The 18,405-nt window shown below is 39.9% G+C and carries 19 protein-coding genes; 2 read left to right on the forward strand and 17 right to left on the reverse strand.

The window, feature by feature from the left end:
- Positions 1-2,037 precede the first annotated feature (2,037 nt).
- Complete coding sequence (locus IFO69_RS06270; protein ID WP_192009221.1) at positions 2,038-3,081, reverse strand: RluA family pseudouridine synthase; 1,044 nt, start codon at positions 3,079-3,081, stop codon at positions 2,038-2,040.
- Positions 3,082-3,125: 44 nt separating this feature from the next.
- Between IFO69_RS06270 and IFO69_RS06275 the strand changes: the two genes are divergently transcribed.
- On the forward strand, positions 3,126-4,064 hold the full coding sequence (locus tag IFO69_RS06275) for a 1-aminocyclopropane-1-carboxylate deaminase/D-cysteine desulfhydrase (RefSeq protein WP_192009222.1): 939 nt from the start codon (positions 3,126-3,128) through the stop codon (positions 4,062-4,064).
- On the opposite strand, the gene IFO69_RS06280 is transcribed toward IFO69_RS06275, so the two are convergent.
- From IFO69_RS06280 to IFO69_RS06355, 16 genes are all read right to left on the reverse strand, one after another.
- Positions 4,061-4,579, reverse strand: a complete 519-nt coding sequence (locus IFO69_RS06280) for a hypothetical protein (protein WP_192009223.1) — start codon at positions 4,577-4,579, stop codon at positions 4,061-4,063. The genes IFO69_RS06275 and IFO69_RS06280 overlap by 4 nt on opposite strands.
- An 8-nt stretch (positions 4,580-4,587) precedes the next feature.
- Entirely contained in the window at positions 4,588-5,190 is a 603-nt protein-coding gene (locus IFO69_RS06285) for a DUF2179 domain-containing protein (protein ID WP_192009224.1), read from the reverse strand.
- 27 nt (positions 5,191-5,217) lie between these two features.
- Positions 5,218-6,396 (reverse strand): CynX/NimT family MFS transporter, encoded by a 1,179-nt coding sequence (locus IFO69_RS06290; RefSeq protein WP_192009225.1) that lies wholly within the window; start codon positions 6,394-6,396, stop codon positions 5,218-5,220.
- A gap of 90 nt (positions 6,397-6,486) precedes the next feature.
- A complete protein-coding gene (gene hemH, locus IFO69_RS06295) occupies positions 6,487-7,518 on the reverse strand; it encodes a ferrochelatase (protein WP_192009226.1) in 1,032 nt (343 codons plus the stop codon).
- A 163-nt stretch (positions 7,519-7,681) separates the two neighbouring features.
- Positions 7,682-8,158, reverse strand: a complete 477-nt coding sequence (locus tag IFO69_RS06300) for a DUF4168 domain-containing protein (RefSeq protein ID WP_192009227.1) — start codon at positions 8,156-8,158, stop codon at positions 7,682-7,684.
- 294 nt (positions 8,159-8,452) lie between these two features.
- On the reverse strand, positions 8,453-8,758 hold the full coding sequence (gene trxA / locus IFO69_RS06305) for a thioredoxin (protein WP_192009228.1): 306 nt from the start codon (positions 8,756-8,758) through the stop codon (positions 8,453-8,455).
- A gap of 101 nt (positions 8,759-8,859) precedes the next feature.
- Positions 8,860-9,417: an OmpH family outer membrane protein gene (locus IFO69_RS06310; protein ID WP_192009229.1), complete on the reverse strand. Its 558-nt coding sequence runs from the start codon at positions 9,415-9,417 to the stop codon at positions 8,860-8,862.
- An 18-nt stretch (positions 9,418-9,435) separates the two neighbouring features.
- Positions 9,436-9,957, reverse strand: coding sequence for an OmpH family outer membrane protein (locus tag IFO69_RS06315; protein ID WP_192009230.1), 522 nt, complete (start codon positions 9,955-9,957; stop codon positions 9,436-9,438).
- A 3-nt stretch (positions 9,958-9,960) separates the two neighbouring features.
- The gene (locus IFO69_RS06320) at positions 9,961-12,657 is read right to left on the reverse strand and encodes a BamA/OMP85 family outer membrane protein (RefSeq protein WP_192009231.1); all 2,697 of its coding nucleotides are present in this window, start codon (positions 12,655-12,657) and stop codon (positions 9,961-9,963) included.
- A gap of 5 nt (positions 12,658-12,662) precedes the next feature.
- Positions 12,663-13,400 (reverse strand): isoprenyl transferase, encoded by a 738-nt coding sequence (locus IFO69_RS06325; protein ID WP_192009232.1) that lies wholly within the window; start codon positions 13,398-13,400, stop codon positions 12,663-12,665.
- A gap of 82 nt (positions 13,401-13,482) precedes the next feature.
- Positions 13,483-14,232 (reverse strand): type IX secretion system protein PorG, encoded by a 750-nt coding sequence (gene porG / locus IFO69_RS06330; RefSeq protein ID WP_192009233.1) that lies wholly within the window; start codon positions 14,230-14,232, stop codon positions 13,483-13,485.
- Positions 14,233-14,336: 104 nt separating this feature from the next.
- Positions 14,337-15,212, reverse strand: a complete 876-nt coding sequence (locus IFO69_RS06335) for an NAD kinase (protein ID WP_192009234.1) — start codon at positions 15,210-15,212, stop codon at positions 14,337-14,339.
- Between the two features lie 17 nt (positions 15,213-15,229).
- Positions 15,230-15,895: a CBS domain-containing protein gene (locus IFO69_RS06340; protein ID WP_192009235.1), complete on the reverse strand. Its 666-nt coding sequence runs from the start codon at positions 15,893-15,895 to the stop codon at positions 15,230-15,232.
- A gap of 113 nt (positions 15,896-16,008) precedes the next feature.
- Positions 16,009-16,596: an anthranilate synthase component II gene (locus IFO69_RS06345; RefSeq protein ID WP_192009236.1), complete on the reverse strand. Its 588-nt coding sequence runs from the start codon at positions 16,594-16,596 to the stop codon at positions 16,009-16,011.
- Positions 16,580-17,125 carry a CvpA family protein gene (locus IFO69_RS06350; protein ID WP_192009237.1) on the reverse strand — a complete coding sequence of 182 codons (546 nt, stop codon included), beginning with the start codon at positions 17,123-17,125 and terminating at the stop codon, positions 16,580-16,582. Before IFO69_RS06350 ends, IFO69_RS06345 begins: the two co-directional genes overlap by 17 nt.
- A 6-nt stretch (positions 17,126-17,131) precedes the next feature.
- On the reverse strand, positions 17,132-17,578 hold the full coding sequence (locus IFO69_RS06355) for a GatB/YqeY domain-containing protein (protein ID WP_192009238.1): 447 nt from the start codon (positions 17,576-17,578) through the stop codon (positions 17,132-17,134).
- Positions 17,579-17,642: 64 nt separating this feature from the next.
- On the opposite strand from IFO69_RS06355, the gene IFO69_RS06360 reads away from it, so the two are divergent.
- Positions 17,643-18,362, forward strand: coding sequence for a pyridoxine 5'-phosphate synthase (locus tag IFO69_RS06360; protein ID WP_192009239.1), 720 nt, complete (start codon positions 17,643-17,645; stop codon positions 18,360-18,362).
- Positions 18,363-18,405: the final 43 nt, after the last annotated feature.

Below are 18,405 nucleotides of genomic sequence, written 5' to 3' on the forward strand. Positions count from 1 at the left end.
AGTAAGCAAAATAAAATTAATTAAGTTTAAAAAGAAGAGGGGAAGATAAATTTAAGCTCGTATCCGATCTTGGTCATTAGCTGTCATGGGGAATGAGGATCATGTTCCTATCAAATGACAAATTAAATCACTGAAGTCCAGAAATCAGGAACTCTCACTATGGACTCTTCTTTAAAACCCACAATCAAGTTTCAAAAGCCGTACCACTTTAATGGAGCCCTTCAATTACTTAAGGATATAAAAAGCAAAAAGAGAACGTTTTTATGCTCAATGGTTTCCCATCCTCCTATGCCATAAAAACATCCTCTTTTATTTAATGTAGTGAAAAGCTGTAGGAGAAGGACTCGAACCTCCACGGAGAAGTTAGGCAACACAAGAGCTCTATGTGTGCTTTATCCCAGAATCTCCACCCCCGAGACAGGAGGGCTTGTCTGCCAATTTCAACATCCTACAGTATGTTCAGCCCTTTTAGCTTTATAGTGCTCCAAAGGTAATAAAGCCATTCAAATTTTGAAATATAAATAAGATTTATTGAAAATTTTTACACATTTGACAATTATAAGCACCTTAATATTATGAAAAAATAATAGAACAATAAAATCAGATGCAAATTTTACGAAATCATCAACAAACAACGTTTCAACGGAGGCAAATGTATTTTATCAAAATTTTTAATAACCAAAATAATCAAAATCCAAATATTAAATCTTTAACATATAGTTTTCAATCACCAATTAAAATAATCGATCATAAAGCACAACTATTTTTTTAAAAGTCATTTTTACAATTATTGAAAGCTATAAAGTAAACAACAAAAACGCTTTTCAAAACCGGAAAGAAAAAAGGATCAATCAATATTCCTGGGATTTCAAGCATAAATTTTAGACAGTCTTCAACCTTCCATCTGCGTCACCTGACCTTCAGGCAACAGGCCTTTCCACGGATGCGAAAATCCTCTACAGTGGAACTTCATAAAACCCTTTTGCCTCTAGATTATGTAAATATTTATTCTTTACATCTAGGCCGATGTAATAGTCCATCTTGCTTTTGAGCGATGGAGCTAGTCTCAAAATACTCCAGTATACCCTCCGACAAAAGACAATCCTAAAAACCCTTGTCCACTCTCTTTCTTTTTACCTCAAAAATAATGGTTGGTCAAATATCCCCCAACTTTTTCACTTGCTCCGGTTTGATGGCAGTGATGCCTTGATGGAATTCAGGTGTTCCTGCCCATTTCTGCTTACATAACCCTTGCACTAGCTAGACCTATATTTGGGAGAAAACAGAATAATCTTCGGATCACTCAGGGATCTCTTTCGGATCTCCTTCGGATCACCCTCGGAAACTACCGAGTGAAATCCGAAGATAATTTGGGTGAGAAGCCTGTTTGATCCCAAGGAAAGTAGGCGAAGTACCCGATCTATCCGAGGGTTATTGCTAAGATGTTGAAGGGTAGTTGTAGGTCAGCCTTATTAAAACCGTGGCTTTCCCGTCCTTCGGGAAGACAAAAAAGGATGCCAAGTGAAGTTTAAAAGGTAACCATGGAGTATTGGTAAATATTGTCCCCCTAACTTTACGGTTTGATCCAAAAAAGTAGTTATTACTCAGGTATAGGCATAAAAAAAGCTATGAAATATAATCTCATAGCTTTAGTCAATTAACAATAAACCCAAAATAACCTGTTGTAAGAAAAGGATTCGAACCTTTTTAGACTTTCGTCCCCATTCGTGAGTGGCACCACCCACCTTACAATTTATTGAGAATCAATCTTTTTTGATCTCCGATAACATTACAAAGATACGGCAAGAATCTTAATCACAAAAATTTTTAAAAAGTTTTAACACATTTTTACATTTTTTTTAATTAACCCTATTGCTTATTGTAAATCAATACCTTACAACAAATAAAAAAGAACCTATTTTTGAAAACTCCATAATGAAATACCAGTTTCCTTTTAGCTCATCATCAATAAATACACTTATAAGATAACGTATAGTTAAATATAAAGTTCGTTTTTTACAGTTATTTCAATTTTCTTTAATAATCATCAAGATTTACATAATTATGCCATTTCTCTAAAACACCCATCATATCTTCTGGCAGATCAGAATCAAACTGCATAAACTCTTTGGTAAACGGATGAACAAAGCCTAATGATTTGGCATGCAAAGCCTGTCGCGGCAATAGCTTGAAACAATTCTGAATAAAGGTTTTGTATTTAGAAAACTGGGTTCCTTTTCTGATTTTATCCCCCCCATACATCTCATCATTAAATAAAGGATGCCCCAAATACTTCATATGTGCACGTATCTGATGCGTACGACCTGTCTCCAAATTACATTGTAATAAGGAAACATAGCGCAAGCGCTCAAGCACTTTCCAATGGGTAATTGCATGCTTTCCCTGATCTCCATCCGGAAAAGTATCCATTACTTTCCTATTTTTAGCACTTCTCCCTACGTGGGCATTAATGGTACCTTCGTCTTCGGTAGGTTCTCCCCAGACCAAAGCGATATAGGTCCGCTCAATACTATGATCAAAAAACTGTCTTGCCAAATCTGTCATGGCCGCTTCTGATTTAGCTATCACCAACAACCCACTTGTATCCTTGTCAATTCGATGTACCAAGCCAGGTCTTCCAGTGTTTCCTGGCAATTCCGGTAATTGATTAAAATGATAAACCAAGCCATTGACCAAAGTACCTGTCCAGTTCCCATAAGCGGGATGCACTACCATACCCGCAGGCTTATTGACCACCAACAAATGATCATCTTCATAAAGTATGTCTAAATCTATCTTTTCTGCAAGCACCTCTGTTTCTGTACTTGGCGCTTCTAACATTACAGTGATCACATCGCCCGGCTTGATTTTATAGTTGGCCTTTGAAAAACCATCATTCACCCTTACATCTCCGTTTTCAATGGCTTGTTGAACCTTATTCCTAGTGGCATTGGCTACTTTATCTGTCAAAAATTTATCCAACCTCAAAGCACTCTGCCCCTTATCTACTTCAATCCTCAAGTGCTCATTAAGCCCCTCTCCTTCTTGGTCAAAAATTTCGTCGTCTAATTCTTCAGTCATTCTGCAAAAATACAGGTCTATTGTGAAAGTTTTGATAATTTTGGATGAAATCAACTTTATCACCTTTGCTGGAAACGAATCCATACCCTACTCAAAAGATCTTATTTCCTGAACTTCAAAAGTTCAAGCTCCAATTTTATATCAAAAGGCTGGATTTGGTTCATCCAAAAGTCAGTGGGAACAAGTTTTTTAAACTAAAATACAATCTAGCAGAAGCCAAAGAGCAAGGTAAAGACACTTTACTTACTTTTGGGGGAGCTTATTCCAATCATATCCAAGCTACTGCAGCTGCAGCCCAATTAGAAGGCTTTAAGAGCATAGGCATTATCCGTGGAGAACCATCCATTTCTCCAAGTCCAACCATCCAATACGCCCTAGAAAGTGGAATGGACATCCAATATATGGACCGCACTACCTATCGAAATAAAAACAGTAAAGAAGTTAGCCAAAGTTTAATGGATAGGTTCGGTAGCTTTTATATGATTCCTGAAGGAGGCACCAACTCCCTGGCTATAAAGGGCACGGCAGAAATCATTGGACCCGAAGACCTGAGCATGGACTATATTTGCAGCTGTATTGGCACGGGAGGAACCTTAGCCGGGCTTATCAAATCCTCCATGTCGCACCAAAAAACAATAGGAATTTCATCTCTAAAAGGAGATTTCGTTCATGATGAAATTAAATCCATTTTACAGCAGCACAAAATTAAACATTCCAATAATTACGAAATTTTCACCAATTACCACTTTGGTGGATACGCCAAACACAAACCAGAATTGATCCAATTCATTATGGATTTCAAAAAATCCTTTGGCATTCCACTTGACCCGATATATACGGGAAAATTACTTTATGCTGTTTTTGACCTGGTCAAAATGGGCTATTTCAAACCAAATTCCAATATTTTAGTCATTCATTCTGGCGGTCTGCAGGGCATAAGAGGCTTTAATGAGCATTTTGGAACATCCTTGGCAAACCATTAATCCTTACTGAGCATGCTGAGTATTTTTTTGCCTCGGCTCCTAATTCCAGCACTGGCATATGGCAACATGTCCTCAATTATCAATTTCAGTTCTGGCCTTATTTCCGGATAACGTTCCGACAAATTATAAACCACTTGCATTGCAAAAACCCTAATAGCTATGGGCTGTGCCTTATCTTCTAAAAAGGTAAAAGCTGCATTTAACACTTCCCCTTCATAAACTTCTGGTACATCCTGATCTTGAAGCATCCGCAAAATATTCCTTTTCACCGCATCATGGACATTTGCCTTTTTTAGCATTATGACAATATCCTTATAATAGGGCAAAAGTAAGTCAGGAAACTTTTCTGCTGCTATCCCTAAAGGCCAAGAAGCCCGTTGCGTAACTTTATAAGTTCCATTTCTAAAAAGATTAAACAGCTCATCAAAACGGTCAGGATCACCACCAATGTAATTGACTATTTTGGTTGTATTGTCTTTTGACTGTCCACTTTCCAGAATCTCCAGTATATCCATTTAGACAATTATTTTCTGACTCTGTTAAAAACCTTGGCTGTAAACCTGGGGCGATCTTCCATTACGTTAAAGTCGTCTTCGCTAATGCGCTTCACACTTTCGATGGTATAAAAAGCCTTATCATTAACTTCCTTTACCTTAGCAATATATTCCTTCAGCACATCTCGCTTCATCACCGTAAAGAGTAAATTCACCTTACCATACCGTCCTTCCGCACCCACATTGGTAAAGCGAAAATCTCTTTCTTTCATAAAATCGATTAACTCCGGCATGGGGTCCTTTGTAATTACCCTTACCAGCACCCTTCCCAAGGCGAGTTTTTCTTCAATCACCATTCCAATATAGGTTCCTGCCCCAAATCCACCTGCATAGGCGAGATAAGACATGGGGTTGTCAATATTCTGAAAAATCTGTCCGATGGCCAATAACCATATCAAGGCCTCAAAAAAACCCAAAATGGGCGCAACATTTTTCTTGCCATTGAGAACAAACATGATCCTCAAAGTATTGATACTGACATCACAAACTCTGGCAAAGAAAATCAGCAATGGCATCACTACATAGCTAAAAATTTCATTATCTATCCCGATAGAACTAAAGAACTCTTCCATGATTTATTTAATAAGACTTGGTAATTGCTAAACTTTAACATTTTTCCCCACCTTTGTGCCCAAAAGCCCAAAAACTACAGCACATAGCAGCATGAGTAAAATCAAAATATTCCAATTTTGAAAGATATCAAAAAGCGCCCCCACTATTAATGGCCCTAAAGCCGCCAAGTAGTACCCAGCTGATTGTGCCATCCCTGACAACCTGGCTGTGGTAGCACCCTCAGTGCGTAATCCTATCAAAGTGTAGACCAAACTAATACTGGCCCCCAAACAAAAACCAACTAATGTAAGTCCAATGAAAATCAACCATTCACTTTGGCTAAAAAGTGTCAAAAAACCTAAAAAGTAAACGGTGCCAATCCCAAATGAAGTCCTGACTTGTTCATCAAACTTCACAGCTACTAAAGGTGCTATAAATGACCCGATCAAGCCCACTATCTGCATCAAACTCATCAACAAACCTGCTTGCCCGGCAGAGAAACCCTTGGTAATCAATAAATCAGGAAGCCATGCAATTAGCGTAAAAAACATCATGGATTGAATTCCCATAAAGATACTTACTTGCCAAGCAAGTTTTGATTTCCAGACATTTTTACCGCCTGTAAGCCCTTCATCTGGCCCTTTTACTTTATTTTTTCTCACTTGAGGAATCCAAACGACTATAGCAAACACAATCAGACCAACCCAAAAAAGCAGAGATCCCCTCCAACCCAAGTTATAATCTACGGCCAAGGGTACGCTCACCCCTGTACCTACCGCTGCAAAAAGGGACATCCCAGTAGTATAGATGCTGGTCATGATGCCTATTTTATGCGGAAGCTTGACTTTGATCAAAGGGATCAACAATACATTGCATATCACGATACCGACACCTGTCAATCCCGTCCCCAAAAATAAAAGTACAGAACCAGCCTGTACCCTGACAAAGACGCCTATTCCAATCAATACCAGCCCTAACAGGATGGCCCTGACATTTCCTAACCGGGCTCCAATAGCAGATGAAAACAAGGAAAAAGTAGCAAAAGTCAACAAGGGCAATGTGGTCAAAAAACCCGCCCAAGCATTGGACAAATCCAAATCTTCCCTAATCATCGGAATAAGTGGCCCAACAGAAGTAATTGAAGGCCTTAGACAAAAGGAGACTAAAATGATCCCCAAAATGAGCAAACCATTTGCCCCTCCTTTCTTTTGCTGCAATCCATCCATCAGCTTTATTTTATTGCAAATTGACAGGAATCAAGTTACAAATTTCAATAACAGGTATTCACAAAGAAAACGCTTATTTTCCCGGAAAAATCAACTATTCTCTAAGACCAACTGTTTTACACAATCAACCCAGGTATCATTGGAATTGAGACAGGGTACTAAGTCCCACTGCTCTCCTCCAGCTTCTTCAAACACTTCTTTGTATTCCTCCCCTACTTCGACAGTAGTTTCCAAACAATCCGCTACAAATGCTGGAGAAAAAGCCAACACCTTCTTTGCTCCGTTTTTCACCAGGTCCTTGATGCTATCCTCTGTATAAGGCTGGACCCAAGGGTCTTTTCCCAACCTTGACTGGAAGGAAGTATGTACCTTATCTGCTGGCAGTCCCATTTTATCAGCTAATAGTCTCGTGGTATAGAAACATTGCGCCCTGTAACAGTATTGATTAGAAGAGGTTTGGGTTGCACAGCATTTCGCATTTAACTGACAGTAACCATTGCACGATGCCTTTTGGATCTGTCGTTCTGGCAAACCATGATAGGAGAACAGATAAGCATCATACTCCTGGTCACCTTTGGCCCCATCAGCTATTTCCTTCCACGCTTCCAAAAATAAAGGGTGATCCATAAATCTTGCTATATAGCTGATAGAAGGAATCACTTGCCAACTACTGACAACCTCCATCACCTTATCAATCACCGAACCATTCGTCGCTGACGCGTACTGCGGAAATAAAGGCAAAACAATGATTTTCTTCACTTTTGCCTCTTGCATAGCTTTAAGTCCATTTTCTATACTTGGAGTTTGATAGCGCATCGCCATCTCTACATGGTATTGCTTGGAGTCCAGCTGCTGGACTAATTTATCCTTGAGATCCTCCGTGTGAAAAAGCAATGGAGAACCACGGTCGGTCCACAATTTACGGTATTCGGCAGCAGATTTGGGCGCTCTAAAAGGAGCAATGATACAGTTTACCAACAACCATCTTGACAGAAAAGGAATATCTATGACCCTTCCATCCATTAAAAATTCCCGTAAATATTTTCTTACATGGGGTACAGCTGTGCTGTCTGGGGTTCCTAAATTGACCAGCAACACACCGGTTTTCGCCACTTCTTTCATAAACTGTGTTTCTTTTTAAAAGGAAACCAAAAGTACAACCTATTGTTACAAATTGCCAATGGATATTTTCGAGTAGCCATTGACCAAATCTATTAAAAGTTAAAAACGAAAAAAAGCGGACCATTGGACCGCTTCTATTAGGAAACATTATTATCTCAAATAACTATTCTTTTTTCATTTTCTTGTCCATCAGGGTGTCTATCTTGGCCTTCACCTCCTGATCTTGGTTATAGGCCATCGACATTTGTTGAAATTTCTGGACTGTAAAATCATTTTCCAAGATCAATCCCTGAACTTCCGTTTGCACTTCTTGTTGCATTTTCATTACCTTTTGTCCGGCCTTGTTAAATTTAGCGATCTCTTCTGGGTCCTCAGAAGCTTCCTTGATATCTCCACTTTGTTGAGCCCTGGCTAACTCTTGAAAACGAGCTACTTCAAGCCCTTCTTCCTCTATGACCTTCATCATTTCGCCTTGTACTTTTTGTTGTACAGGAATTATTTCTGTGTTGATATCAACAAACTTTTCGTAATCCTCATCGGTGAAAGTCAGATCTCCTTGAGCTTGCTGTGCAGTTACCTGCATCACTGATCCCAGCAATAATAATAAACTTAATACACCTAATACTTTTAGCTTTTTCATAAGTTGGTTGGTTTTCAAATTTTAGATTTTTAAAGTAAAAAAAATCTTTCTTTTACCCTAATTAACGACAAAAGGATACCATTATTACAATTAAAAAATAAATTAGTTGAAAAAATAAAATGTATATCCGCAATTGCACCAGTAAAGGTTAAAAGCGAGTCGAAATGTTCGTTTTGATTAAAATATCAACTGCTTCGGTCTTCAGGCTTCAAACTTCTGACCACTTTAAGCAAAGGATTTAAGGTTACTGGCATCATTGCGGATAATCAGAAAAAATAAAATCAGTTTTAAGAATCACAAATACCCCTTAAGATTACTTACCAACTCCCGCTTGGTCATCAAACCTCCCTTCCGCCAAAGGATCTTTCCCTTCTTGAACAAAATAAAGTGAGGGATGGACCGAACAGCAAAATTCAATGCCGCTTGTTGGTTTTTGTCAATATTGACTTTTAGGACTTTTACCTTACCTGCAAACTCATTGGCCACTTCCTGTACTATGGGAGACATGGTTTGACAAGGGCCGCACCAATCCGCGTAAAAGTCTACCAGTACTGCTTCCTCAGACTTGGCAATGATGTCATGAAATTTCTTTTTAGCCATAGTTCACTTTTGGTTGGTCAAGGAGATTAAACATCAAAAAGTTCCTAAACGAGGAAAGCCCGGTAATTACCGGGCTTTCATTGATGTCTTACTATTTCTATTTATTGAGGAAGATTGGCATCTTCTGGCATCTGCTCAGGAAGTTCAATTCCCAATTTTGCCGCTACCAATTCCGTAAACTTATCAGCTTCTTTAGTATAAAGCAATACAGGAGCCTGACCTGCAGTCTCAGAGAAGATATGCGTATAGTTATGCTCTGCCGCAACGGTATTGATGGCATTGAACACTTTAGTCTGTACTGGCTCTAACAATTCACTTAGTTTTCTTTGGTAAGAAACCTGAGCATCTTGTTCATATTTTGCCGCTTCATCTCGCATTTTCATCAATTCCTGCTCCTTAGCAGCTCTAGCTTCATCCGTCATAGTGGCAGCCGCTTGTTGATATGCTTGTGCTTCTCTTTGAAAATTTTGAGATTTTGTATCAACATTTGTTCTTAACTGTGTACCGTAATCTTTCATATCAGCATCGATCTGCTCCATCTCCGGCATCAAACTCATCAACACTTCCACGTTGGTATAGCCAATTTTCACGTCTTGCGCTTGTGCTACCAAGCAAAAGCCAAACATTGCAATGGCTGAAAGGATAATTCTTACTTTCATAATTTTAGTTTAATTAAGTTATTTGTTTTCTTCTATTCCTAGTTCTTCTATCACAAAATCCGAATAATCATGTACCGGATCAGTATATATCATTGACAAATCGGCAGCTTTATCAAACATAATGGCAATACCATTTCTCTTGGCCACCTTATCTATTGCATCAAATATTTCTGATTGCAAGGGTTTCATCAGCTCATCCTGCTTCTGAAAATACTGCCCATTTATTCCAAAAACCCTTGTGTTAAAGGCTGTGGCGGCAGCTTCCTTTTCGCGAATGGATTTCATACGCTCATCGTACATTTCCTCGGTCAGCAGTACTTCCTCCGCTTTGAGTTCATTGTACATTTCCTGGATCTCTTTCTCCAAATTCTGTGCCTCTTTTTTCCAAGCATCTCCCAGGCTTTTCATCTCCTGCTGTTTCACCTTATAATCAGGATGCTTGTTTAGTATGTATTCAGAATCCACAAACCCAATCTTCTGCGCCATTGTAGCAGCGCTGAGCAGTGATAAAAATAATACTAAACCAAGACACTTTTTCATACTTTATCTGAATTGTTGACCAATGGTAAAGTGGAACATGCCACCACTTGGCTGGATTTCCCCTGGAGCAGGATCAAACCCGTATCCCCAATCTATCCCCAAAAGTCCAAAGGCTGGCATAAAGATCCTGGCACCAAAACCAGCTGACTTTTTCAAATCGTAAGGATTAAATTCCGAGTAACTTCCCCAGTTATTACCTGCCTCAGCAAAACCTAATAGGAAGATGGTCGCAGATGGGTTTGGAGAAACCAAGAACCTCAGTTCCATTACATGCTTATTATAAACGATACCACCATATGGATCAGCTCCTTCTTGTCCCCTTGTCCTTCTACCTGGCGTGATCACCTGGTTCTCATAACCTCTCAAGCCGATGATATCCTGACCCAAGGAGAAGTTGTTAAAGGTCATACCATCACCTCCCATCACGAATCTTTCAAGAGGGATGATGCCAATCTTGTTTCCATAGGACCCCAAGAAGCCCATGTGTGTTCTTGCACTGATCACGAATTTACTTGATCCAAAGATCGGCGTATAGAATTTGGCATCGAACATCCACTTGTGGTATTCTAACCATTTGTATTTTTCCTCATCAGGAGACTCAGCAGTAATGTTCTTATTAAAGGCGGAGTATGGCGGTGTGAAGTTCGCACTTAAGGAAATATTTGACCCTGCTCTTGGATAAATAGGACTATCCACATTGGATCTACTTACCGTGAAATTATAAGTCAAACTGTTTGATCTACCCGTAGCATAACTCAAACCAAAACTTCTACCATATTCATCAAACTCATAAATCTGGAACTGCAGGGAATTACTTACACTAAAGTAATCATCCGGCCAGGTTACCCTTTTAGCCAAGCCCACCGTTACACCTGTAATTTTAAAGAAACCTAATTCCTCCCCAAAGTTAGATTGGTTGTAGATGTCAATCTGTCGTTGAACAGAGTGATTAAAGCTTACACTTAAAGCATTGGGCTTCTTCCCTCCAAACCAAGGCTCCGTAAATGAGAAACTATAGTTTTGGAAACTCTTACCATTGGCCTGTACCCTTAAGCTCAGTTTCTGTCCATCACCCACCGGAAGCGGTCTCCACTTGGAGAAGTCTCCGATATTTTTTACTGAGAAGTTATTGAAAACCAAACCAACAGTACCTACGAAACCGTAGAAACCACCCCAACCACCGGACAGTTCAATCTGGTCATTAGGTCTTTCTTCTAACTGGAAGACAATATCCACTGTCGCGTCTTCAAAGTTTGGTCTTAGGTCTGGATTAATGGTCTCCGGATCGAAGTAACCAATCTGTGAAAGCTCCCTGATTGTTCTTACCAATAGGGCTCTGTTGAATTTCTGTCCTGGTAAAATCCTGATTTCACGCATGACCACGTGATCAGAAGTACGCTCATTTCCTTCAATGGAAACACTGTTTACTGTTACTTGAGGCCCTTCAAAGATCCTCATCTCAATATCAATAGAATCTTGCTTTACATTGACCTCTACTGGCTCAATGGTAAAGAACAAGTAACCATCATCTTGGTACAAGGAGCTGATATCATCCCCCCTAGTAGGGTCATAATTTAAACGTTTATCCAAAAGCTCCTTATTATAGACATCTCCTTTTTCAATGCCCAACTTCTGAAGAAGCACTTTGTTATCGTGGATATAATTCCCAGTAAATGAGATATTCCTGTAATAATACTGCTTACCTTCTTCGATATCCAGGTCAATATTTACTGTTCTTTCATCAAAGTTATAAACAGAGTCCCGTGTGATCGCCGCGTCTCTATAACCTTTATTCTGATAGAAGCTGATTACATTGTCCTTATCGTTTCTATACTCTTTCTTATTGAATTTGGAAGAGCTAAAGAAGTTCAGCTTAAAGTTCTTGTTGATGTAGGTTTTTAATTCCTCATCAGAAACCACTTTTCTATTGGTGACACTGTTGGCTACATTTTCTGGGCTTGCATTGGCCACCCTTGAGAAGACATTCCTGAAGATCCGCACACGAGCATGCTCATTGGTCTTCTTCATCTTCTTTTTGATCTTGCCATCGGTAATGTTCTCGTTTCCTTCAATGGCAATTTCATTGATTTTGATCTTGGACTTCTTGTCCACATCAAAACGCAATTTCACACTGTTGGGGAATGAAGTATCTCTTTCCTGAATGATTTTCACTTCCGTATTGAGGTAACCTTTCTCCACGAAGTATTCCCTGATGTTTCTTTTGGAAGTATTCAATACATCGTCTCGAACCACACGCCCTCTGATCTGTATTTTATCACGAAGCTCACTTTCTTGGGTTTGGGAAACCCCACTAAACTCCACTATGCTAAAGCGTGGCCTTTCGGTCAGGTCAAGCAACAGGTAAATTTCATCACCTTCTATCTTGGTGACCATGATTTTCACATCACCGATAATTCCTTGTCCCCAAAGCTTCTTCAAGGCATTGGAAATCGCTTCACCTGGCACGCTGATCTCATCTCCTACTTTCAAACCGGAAAGTGAAATAATAGCCGTTTCATCTAGCGTGGATAAACCTACCGCTTTGATTTCCGCAATCTTGTAGGTTTGCGGCTGTGCATAGTTAAGATCTAAAATATCCACTGGTTTTTGCACTGCATAACGACTCTGTCCCAGTCTAATCTGGGCCTGTGAAATGCCTGCAAAAAGGAGTAAGCATATTAAGAGTAAGCTTCTTCTCATTAATCTCATGATTTTATCTGTGCCCCTGTCTTGCCAAAGCGTCTTTCCCTATTTTGGTAGTCCGCCACTGCTTCAAACAGGTGCTCTTTTCTAAAGTCCGGCCACAACACTTCTGTAAAATACAGCTCTGTGTAAGCCAATTGCCAAAGCAGAAAATTACTGATCCGCAACTCGCCACTGGTCCTGATCAACAATTCCGGATCAGGATAGTCCTTGGTCAGCAAGTGTGCAGCAATCAGGTTTTCTGTGATTGCTTCTACATCAAGCTCTTTGTCAGCTACTTTTTTGGCAATGTCCTTAATCGAATTGGTAATTTCCCATCTCCCACTATAACTCAGTGCCAAGATCAGGGTCAAACCTGTATTTCCAGCGGTCACTTCCATGGCCTCTCTCAATTTGGCTTGTCCTCTTTTGGGCAAGGTGTTGATATCTCCAATCAATGTCAACCTAACATTATCTTCCATCAGGTTGGGCACTTGATCGGTCAATGTCTTCACCAAAAGCTCCATAATGGCATTCACCTCAAACTTGGGTCTTGACCAGTTTTCTGTGGAAAAGGTATAAAGTGTCAAATACTTTACACCAAGGTCGTTTGCGCCAGTGATCGTTTCCCGAACAGCGGTAATGGCATTTCTGTGACCAAAGACACGCTTGGCTCCTTTGCCTTGCGCCCATCGGCCATTGCCATCCATGATTACCGCAATGTGATTAGGAATTCTTTCCTTGTCTAACTCTTCCTTCATTCCAGTCTTTGTCCGAACTTAATTTTTTGGAGGTACAAAAATGCTATTTCTTTTTTAATATTCTATCCCGAAGCCCAATTAATTAATAATTAAAGCATTCTATCTGATGGAAGGAGTAGCTAAGCGTAACACCTAAAAAATAATACCAGTCCTTATCAGATTTGTTACCATAATTGAGGCCATAAACAGGAGTTGTATCATCAGGATTGTTGGGGTCCGGAACATAATTAGGATCAGGGAATCGAGGAATATAATTTTCATTATACTCTATCTTATCCAAGAAATCCGAGACAGTAGGTCTAAATCCAAACTCCAAAGCTAAAAACAGCCTTTCTTTCAGTCTGTATTTAATCCCCAAACCAAAGGGGATAACCGGAGTGGAAAGTGAATAATCACTGTCTGTCGGATCACCCTGAAAAGACTGTCCATCTGCAAAGAACATTGAATAACCAAATCCAAGGAAACCGTATGGAGAATACCTTACAGAGGAATGTGGAGCCAAGTAATCCAGAAAATGATATTCCATCACAACATGGCCTTCTACCAAAAGCCCTTTGAAATAGGCATTTCTGGCCGCAGCCATCGCATCCAATGGACGGATACTATCCGCTGCGTTAAGCCCTGCGAGGGAAATTCCATACCGGAGACTCCAAACATTGTCAAAATTTCGTCTGCCAAAAAACGTACCTTGAAGGCCTAGTTGTTTGGGATCTAACCTGCGGATGATATCACCCGAATAAGTCGCCACCCCTAGCCCCAAGCCATATTCATTTTGCTGTGCCTTTGCTTTGTTTGAAATGCCAAGCATTGACACTCCCAAAACGATGAACATACACAAAATTTGAAAATTGACTTTTTTCAAGACGCTGCAATTTATAAAGTACTAAACGAATAAAAAACCCTCTCCAGTATTCTCAGGGTTAATTTATGTTAAAACTAATTTCTCAAATCAAAGCCCCAATTGAGCTTTTTCCGCAAAGTATCAAAGAAACTATAATCATGAAACTTAACCAATTTCGCAACAAACTTTTCCTTTTTGACCCTTAGCTTGACCGATGCATCCACCGCTGTGGATCGGGAATCCAATGATATCAAAAACTTCTTGCTTCTCCCTTCAATGGTAAAAGTAATTTCACTTTCATCAGAAACGATCATGGGTCGCACATTCAAATTATGAGGGCTTACCGGCGTGATCACAAAGTTTTTGGCCAGGGGAGAAATCAATGGCCCTCCACAACTCAATGAATAACCTGTAGAGCCAGTAGGAGTAGAAACGATCAGACCATCTGCCCAATAGCTGTTCAAATACTCCCCATCAATATACGTGTGTACGGTGATCATTGAAGAAGTATCCCGCTTGTGGATGGTAAATTCATTCAAGCCGTAAGGCACGCCATTGAATAAAGGTTGGTCAGCTTTTAAGTTCAATAATATTCTATCCTGAATGGTGAATGCTCCATCAAAAAGCACCTCCACCGCTTTGCCTACATCCTCTTTGGCGATGGTTGCCAAAAAACCCATTCTTCCGGTATTAATTCCTAAAATCGGAACCTCATACTCTCCTACCATGGAGACAGTATCCAATAAAGTCCCATCTCCTCCCACGGAAATGACAAAGTCCATGTGCTGCAATTCTTCTCGGCTGCCTAATACAGTGAATCCGGCAGCCTTGGCTCCGGATTTCTTTAGGTTCTTTAAAAAAGCTTCCGTTAAGTATATTTTAGCGTTGTGCTGATGCAATGCATCTATCAACTGCTCAATGTATGGCACAAATTCCTTTTGGAAATTTATACCATGTATGGTAATGTTCATCGAGTTTGATTCATTGTTTAAATATTCAAAAATCGCAATAGATTGTCCAGCCTGTCCTGCTCCCCACTTACTCCCATTTCTTCCTGATAGTGATCAATAACCTTATATCCAAAACGTTCCAAGGTAGCTTTTACATGTCTCAACTCTGTCTTATCAATTTTCAAAACCACTTTGATTTTGCTCTCATCCAATGGGTCACTGGTCAAAAAGCTACTTAAAATCTTCGCATTTTCTGACTCGATCACCCGAGCAATTTCAAAAAGGCTATAATCGGTCATAAACATGGAAAGCACCAAAACCCCACCTTGGGCTTGAATGGAAAGGCTATCCGCAAAAGCGGCAATAGCATCTTCCAAAGTCACCACTCCATGGTAAATATTGTCACTGTCCACCACGGCCACCATATTGGTTTGGTATTCTGATGCTACCCTTAACACATCATAGATATGTTTCTCTTTGAGCACAAAACAGCCTTCGGCTTCCAATGGAACTTCAGAGATCAAAATATCTTCCCTATTGATATTATAAATCATCTCATCTGTCACGAGTCCCCGGAAAATGCCTTCATCTACTACTGGCAATACATCGGTACGAATTTCCTCCATCCATGACAAAGCCATTTTGACCTTATCACTGTATTTCAAAGGAGGAATCATGTTATTGATAAATTCGTACGCCTGCATATTTTAAAGATATTAAATTGTCATCATTTATTAAAACGAATTGTGCCGCAAACAAGTTTGCTTGGCGATAAATAGAACTAAAATCCTAAGGAATTATTACAATAAACGGCAGTTTATCTTTGGGATTCGTAAGGTCTTCCACAATAAAGCTGTGCCCAATTTTTAATGATCTCTAGTCCAAATTCTGTAAGATGGGCCTCAGGATGAAATTGAATTCCAAAAATAGGGAGCGTCCGATGTGCCATGGCCATCAGTTCACCAGCTTCTGTCTCTAATACAGGCATCAATGATTCCGGTAAATCCCTTAGTTCTAGAGAATGGTAACGTGTTACATTAAAAACAGGTGGAAGTCCTGATAATATTGGATGCTCTCCCACTTTTTTCACCTTAAAAACCTTACCATGAACAGGCCGCTTTCCTTTTACCAGTTTGGCTCCAAAAAACTGACCAATACACTGATGTCCTAGACATACACCCATTACGGGCAATCTATTATGATAATAGGCAAATATTTCCTTCAGGTTTCCGGCTTTTTCAGGCGTTTCTGGCCCGGGAGACAGAACGACACCTTCATAATTTTCTTCTTTGAGCAGTGCCAAAGGGGTGTCATTCCTTACAATCCTCAGCTGAAAACCAGCCTGCCTAAAGTAATCCGCCAGTATGTGGGAGAAAGAATCAAAATTATCAATCAGTAGCAGCATCTTGACTTTCTATTACCAGCTCATTGATCCTCTCTACGGCATCCTGAATGGCAGGCGTAATCACCCCCACCCCATCGATCACCATGGGAGCGAATGGTTCCAGGACATCATATAATGTGGACTCCTCCAACTTCTTTTTAGGGATTTCAATTCCAAAAGACTGTGCAGCCCAAATCAATAAGCTTAGCATAAATGCCCATTTCAAAATCCCCAAAACCGCCCCAGCGAAGTTGTCAAAAGTACCCAAAATGGTCAGATCAAGGGTCTTTTTCACCAAATAGGCCAGAATCCGAAGTGTGATGGTGACAATTAGAAAAATGATCAGGAAAGAAACAAAGGGTAACATAAAAGACAGGCTTTCTACCCTTTCTGCCAAAATCTCTGCACCCCAGTGCATAAACTTAAAGGCAAATACAATCCCTATAATAAAGGCCACGATAGATAATATTCCAATAAAAAGGCCTTGTTTATAGCCGCTATAAGCACCTATAGCCAGTAAAATCAGTATGACAATATCTATCGCGCCCAAAAAACTTTAAATCAATAGTCCTTTAACTTTTTGAGAAATCATCTTGCCATCAGCTTTTCCTGCCAACTTCTTGGTGGCTGCCCCCATCACTTTTCCCATGTCCTTTGGACCTTCAGCTCCTACTTCAGCAATGATGCTTTTTAGTTCTGCTTCCAATTCTTCCTCACTCAACTGCTTAGGCAAAAACTCATTGATGATTTCCAATTCAGACAATTCAGTCGTGGCAAGATCTTCACGATTTTGCTGCTGGTAAATCTCTACAGAATCTTTTCTTTGTTTGGCCGCTTTGGTCAACAGTTTTAACTCATCTTCCTCCGTCAAGCCTTTCTCTCCACCCTTGGTCTCCTCCAACATAATCAGTGACTTGATTGACCGCAAAGCTCTCAGTCTATCCTTATCTTTGGCCAACATGGCCTTCTTGATTTCGCTTTCTATACTTTGCTTTAAACTCATTATCTTTATGTTTATGTTATTTAAGGTGTAATTTTGAACAAAATTAAGAGTATAATTGATTAAAATGACCAAACTCAGCGTAAATATTAACAAGATAGCCACCTTAAGAAACGCAAGGGGCGGCAATAATCCTGATGTAGTTCAAGTGGCTTTGGACGCAGAAAGATTCGGTTCACAGGGCATAACGGTACATCCAAGACCAGATGAAAGGCATATCACTTATGATGATGTCATGAAACTCAAGGACACTGTCACCACCGAATTTAATATCGAAGGTTATCCGGACAAAAGATTTATGGAAATAATCAGGTTGGCTAAACCAGCCCAAGCAACACTTGTCCCGGACCCCCCACATGTACTTACCTCCAACACAGGCTGGGACACCATCGCCCACCAAGAGGAACTAAAGGACATCATAGCTGAATTACATGAATATGGCACACGTACTTCTATCTTTATTAATCCTGAGCTAAAATATTTTGAACCGGCCAAACTGACAGGAACAGATAGGGTGGAACTTTATACCGAACCCTATGCATCCCAGTTTCATGCTGACAGGCACCAGGCCGTAAAACCATATATCGAAGTAGCACAACTCGCTAAGGAGTTAGGTTTGGGATTAAATGCCGGCCATGATTTGGATTTGGACAATCTGAAATTTCTAAAGGAAAGTATTCCATTTTTGGATGAAGTATCCATTGGTCATGCTTTGATCTGCGATGCCTTATATTATGGTTTGGAGAATACCATTCAGATGTATAGAAGACAGTTAGAAGCCGAGTAGCTTGCTGCTGCTTTACTTTACCATTACACTTTTGAATTTTGAC

The organism is Echinicola arenosa (assembly GCF_014841125.1).
In the GTDB taxonomy this organism is placed as follows: Bacteria; Bacteroidota; Bacteroidia; order Cytophagales; family Cyclobacteriaceae; genus Echinicola; species Echinicola arenosa.